Source organism: Paenisporosarcina sp. P4_B8 (assembly GCF_056402175.1).
This window is the reverse complement of the sequence record NZ_JBFUHX010000039.1, coordinates 1-4,854: the sequence shown is the minus strand read 5'-3', so window position 1 is coordinate 4,854 and position 4,854 is coordinate 1. Positions and strand designations below refer to the sequence as shown.

Here is a 4,854-nt window from a genome sequence, read left to right as displayed (position 1 = left end):
GACTATATTCTTGTTCAATTAATCTGCCCTGTTTTCATTAGCATAAATAAAAAATGCTCGGGAATTATAAGGTAAATACAAAGGAGGTGAAATAATGAAAATAATATTACTAACTTTGGCTGTTCTTTCTAACGTTCTCTTTCAATCAACACCACTCTCTGAAGCATCAAAATCTGATATAACAAATCCAAAGTTAGAGTACCTGGATAATCAAAGTAAATCTTTTATTAGTGAAGATGAATTTTATAACGAGGTAGATAAAAATATCTATCAAGAATATAAGAACGCTGCATTTAGTATACGTCAAAAAATTTCTTTTAAAGATGTTCCAGATGCAGAATTCACTTTCAACCAAAAGACTAATTTGAATAGTAAAAAAATGAATCTTAAACATCAGACTGATGTTCATCCTAATCGGCAAGTATATTTTATGGCATCTTTTCACCAAAATGAAAAAGAAGAATGGCATAAATATGTAGTGATTGACGCTGAAACCAAAAAGGTACTTCTTGGTGGAAATCATTATCATTTGTACGAAAATCCTTACAAATAAACAAACTAAACCACCGTCGGGCTTGGTGGTTTTTATATTGATTTTTTTAATCAACATTTAATATCTCATATTGGACTAACCTGCCCCGTTAGTACAATAACTTGCAAATAGTCTCGGCTGAATTAGTTAGTATGGGAAGAAAAATTGTTCATCTTCAGAATTATATGGTAAAAACTTTATCTGCTTTACAACATACTCTTTTCCATTCCAATCGTACTCAAGTTTAAGTAAACCAATTAATCCTCCGGTGACACTATCTTGTGATATATAAACAGGGACTTTTCCAAACAGTTGTCCATTTTCAACAAAGTATTTTGTCAGCTCAAAGCCGATGAAGAATGGTTCACGTGGGTTCCGGTAATTGTATTTGGAGATGTCGGTGGTGTACTTCTCGTCGCCTACACGAATAGTCACGATATTGCCCTGTTTCCCTAGTGTCACTTTAGATTTAATTGTTGTTTTTGTCTTTTCCATAGATTCGATAGGGGCTTCTTCATACGCTTCTCGCTCTTTGATAAAATTTAGGATATGAATGTCCTTTTGAGGATTCCCAATACGAGCCTTATCCTTATTAAGCACAATGATAATGTCACCAAAGGTGTCACCATTCACATCTTTGTAAAATAATTCAGGCGGATACTTTGCGTGATACCAATTAGGGAAGCGATACAACGCTTCTTGTGTACTATCACCAACTTGAATAACAAAGTTCTCATAGTCCATCCAAGTTATTTTATCTGCCATTAAGTAAATCATTTGATGCCTATTTTCTGAAGGGACACTTAGTAAAACTATTCGTTCTCGTTTTTCTTCAGCAATGACTTTCTCAGATTTTTCTGTAACTTTGTTCGACATCAATCCCGTAGAAAATAACTTTAATACTAAAACGAATGAAACCAACATAAAGAAAATTTGTTTGGTTTTCATATTTTTAATTACCACCTTATGTTATCAATTAAGGTAGTTTGCCCAGTTCAATAAAGTTATATGTAGTCTACCTAACCTGCCCGTTAGTGAAATAAGCTACTGCTGCTGCACTTGTTGTGCAATCACTCTTCTGTTTTTATATATCTAATGTTATAACAATTATTATGATGAAAGCCAACGTCAAGAAAATACCTCTTATTATAACGGAACGCTTTACGAATGCCTCATCTACTTTAGGTTTCTCTAAATATGCTGATTTATGCCATAAACGAATAGCCTCTGATGGGTTTTTATATTGCCAAATCGAAATAGCATAGAATGCCATGACTACGATAAAAAATAAAATTGTTTTAAATATATAATCCCCCTCCTACCCCCGTTACTTTAATACTTCAAAACCAATTTCAGTTCCAATTCCACGTAATTTTACAATTTCGAATAATAAACAATCCATTGTTCCTTATTGAACAATACTGCTCCGTTAGTTCAATAAGAAAAGAGCTGACAATCAGCCCGATGATCTTTAACTAAAGCACCTGTTAGTTTAAGTACATTATTTCACAATCCCTACTTTTAAATATAAGTATCCAAATTATCTTCCAAGTGTTATTAAATTATCTGGCCCAATTCAAAAAGACGCTCTTACTCAAGAAATGCGACCTATTGTTGAAAAAAGGTTTATTTGCCTAATCATTAGAATAACGATCTGAGAGTTTCTTTTTATGTGACTGAAACACTTCTTCTAGTGGGATATTGTACTTGTTTGCAATCACAATTAAATTACCCAGTACATCTCCTAACTCTTCGGTTAACTCCTGTTTATTTTCCTCATAAGAGCCCCTTATTTCATCAGGCCTATCCCTACCAATCTCAAGAGCTCTTATAGCTCGTGCAACCTCGCCCGTTTCTTCTGCTAAAAAGCCAATACGAATAAATATGTCTAACTCAGACCAGCCCCTACTTTCATAATAATCCTTTACCCATTGTTGAAATTCAGTTACATTCATTTTCATCTAACCTCCAATTCAATACTTTAAGTTTAACAAAAAATGAAAGTATTATATAATCTTTGATGGTGTGATTCTTTAGGAGGCGAATATATTGAAAAAGTTAGCCGTATTTTGTGGATCGAGTAACGGAGCATCTGATGTCTATATAGAAGGTGCGAAAAAACTTGGTAAAGAACTAGCTAAACGAAATATTGCACTTGTTTATGGTGGAGCGAGTGTTGGAATTATGGGTGCTATTGCAGATTCAGTTCTGAATGAAGGAGGATACGTAATTGGTGTTATGCCAAGTTTTCTAGATAATAGAGAGATAGCTCATAAAAACTTGTCAGAGCTGATCATCGTAGATTCAATGCATGAGAGAAAAGCGAAAATGGCAGAGCTTGCTGATGGATTTATAGCATTGCCTGGTGGGCCAGGAACTTTAGAAGAGTTCTTTGAAATTTTTACTTGGGCTCAGTTAGGGCTCCATCATAAACCATGTGGTCTCTTAAATATAAATCATTATTATGATCCTCTTATTGCGTTATTTAATCATATGTCAGAGGAACAGTTTTTACATGAAAAGTACCGTAACATGGCATTAGTCGATAGTGATCCAAAAGGGATCCTTGATAAATTCAATACATATGAACCACCAACTGTAAAAACTTACATTACTGAAAAACAGATCTGATAGTTAAAAAAACAGACCGAGCATTACCCTTGGTCTGTTTCCCTATTTAAAATGAGTTTTTCCTTAAATCCATTTCCTATTCTGGTCAAAAAGTAAAAGACACATTCCTAAAGGAAAGCGCCCGATTCGTTAGCTTTTTTTATCTAGAGATTATAAAGTCGTTTAATTTTGTTCCAAAAAAAGCAATAACCATCTATCTGATAAAATGATAGATGGTTATTAGAAATGTTTAAAAAGTTCAATTTTTCATTCGCTTTATGACTTTTTAAGGATAATAAAGTTGATTAATTTCGGAAGACTAATAATTTAACATAGCCCCCTAAATTTCATCTTTTAAATTTGCTAATTCTAGTTCAGATATAACTTTGATGCCATTGCTTTCTAATAAGGCGGTTGTTACGCCCATTCCATCTATTTTTTCTCCAATAAATGCACCATTATAAATTTCTTTACCGCCACAAGATGGACTATACTCTTTTAACACTACATATTTAACGTTCATTTCTTTTGCTATCTCTAAAGTCTTTTTAGCACCGATTAGATATAATTCCGTCACATCGTTTCCTGATCGTTCAATAACTTTTGCTGTGCCTACTAAAACATCCAATCCATTTCCCCCTACAATTTCAGCAGGTTCTCTAGGTGTAACGAACCCACCTAAAAGCTCAGGGCAAATAGGGATTGCTTTCTTTTCATCAATTAATCTTTGTATCGTACTATCTAAACAAGAAGTACCATTATATCTTACTGGATTGCCAGCTAAGCAAGAACTAACTAAAATCACGTTACACACTCCATCTAAGCAAACTTTGCCCTATACTATACGAATATCGAAATAATCATACTGTTATTATATAAAAAAATGAGAAAAGATAGTATAAAAATCCAACTAACACTATCTTTTTAAAAAACTTTATTATATTTTAAACGACTTTATTATAAATTAAATAACTTTATTGTCACTCTACATTTTTCTTTTTTCTTATTCAACTAAAGCACCCGTTAGTTGAATAAGCACCTTCTCTTTTATTACACATTATGGTCGTAATGCGCATCATAGTATAGTTTTTTTCATACGATTACTTGAGGTGAATAAAATGGAATTACTTTCTGAAAAGGATGCATTGAACTGGATACTTTATGTTCTTTACTTCGGATTTCCTATTCTAATAGTAATAAATTTAGGTGTATTAATAACTTTAATCCAATTAAAGAGAAGAAATAAAAGATAAAATATAACCCTAAAGGAACAGAGTAATTGTTCCTTTTTTTTGAACACTAATTTTAACCCCGCATTAATTGCGTCACATTTTGTTTCAAATACGACATAAAACTTCTCCTTCTCTTATTGAACTAACCTCCCAAAACTAAGACAAACCTTTTTCACAACGTATGTAAAATAGCCATTCAGCTTGGCTGATTTTCCCATCATAAATACGATGAAATTCGATATATTCAATTCTTCTGTCAATGCCGGTTTAGTTTTCCTCTTTAATGCCGGAAGGAGGCAAAAAAGGGTATGTTCAGAAACCACTTTGAACATACCCTTTTTGATAATTTGTCATTTTATTTGATGGATATCGCTTTATGCAAATCTATTCTTCCAGCAGTTTAATTTCTACCAGTAATCTTTTTAGCATGACTGCTGTTTCTGCCCTTGTTGCAGATTCTTTTGGTTGCAATTCATTTGC

At 32.9% G+C, this 4,854-nt stretch carries 5 protein-coding genes; 2 read left to right on the top strand and 3 right to left on the bottom strand.

The genetic code is table 11. The features are described from left to right. Positions 1-94 precede the first annotated feature (94 nt). Positions 95-553, top strand: coding sequence for a hypothetical protein (locus tag AC1DSK_RS17160; protein WP_477548664.1), 459 nt, complete (start codon positions 95-97; stop codon positions 551-553). A gap of 126 nt (positions 554-679) precedes the next feature. Here AC1DSK_RS17160 and AC1DSK_RS17155 read toward each other — a convergent pair whose 3' ends face one another. Both AC1DSK_RS17155 and AC1DSK_RS17150 read right to left on the bottom strand, forming a co-directional pair. Then, positions 680-1,480 (bottom strand): hypothetical protein, encoded by an 801-nt coding sequence (locus tag AC1DSK_RS17155; protein ID WP_477548663.1) that lies wholly within the window; start codon positions 1,478-1,480, stop codon positions 680-682. Positions 1,481-2,166: 686 nt separating this feature from the next. After that, complete coding sequence (locus AC1DSK_RS17150) at positions 2,167-2,487, bottom strand: MazG nucleotide pyrophosphohydrolase domain-containing protein (RefSeq protein WP_053589111.1); 321 nt, start codon at positions 2,485-2,487, stop codon at positions 2,167-2,169. A 94-nt stretch (positions 2,488-2,581) separates the two neighbouring features. Here AC1DSK_RS17150 and AC1DSK_RS17145 point away from each other — a divergent pair, with 94 nt between their 5' ends. Beyond that, positions 2,582-3,163: an LOG family protein gene (locus AC1DSK_RS17145; protein ID WP_477548662.1), complete on the top strand. Its 582-nt coding sequence runs from the start codon at positions 2,582-2,584 to the stop codon at positions 3,161-3,163. Positions 3,164-3,482: 319 nt separating this feature from the next. On the opposite strand, the gene AC1DSK_RS17140 is transcribed toward AC1DSK_RS17145, so the two are convergent. After that, entirely contained in the window at positions 3,483-3,947 is a 465-nt protein-coding gene (locus tag AC1DSK_RS17140; protein ID WP_477548661.1) for a 2-thiouracil desulfurase family protein, read from the bottom strand. Positions 3,948-4,854: the final 907 nt, after the last annotated feature.

Bases quoted from the DNA above. Each gene is read 5' to 3' on its own strand.
- AC1DSK_RS17160 (WP_477548664.1), top strand. From the start codon at position 95: ATGAAAATAATATTACTAACTTTGGCTGTTCTTTCTAACGTTCTCTTT.
- AC1DSK_RS17155 (WP_477548663.1), bottom strand. From the start codon at position 1,480: ATGAAAACCAAACAAATTTTCTTTATGTTGGTTTCATTCGTTTTAGTA.
- AC1DSK_RS17150 (WP_053589111.1), bottom strand. From the start codon at position 2,487: ATGAATGTAACTGAATTTCAACAATGGGTAAAGGATTATTATGAAAGT.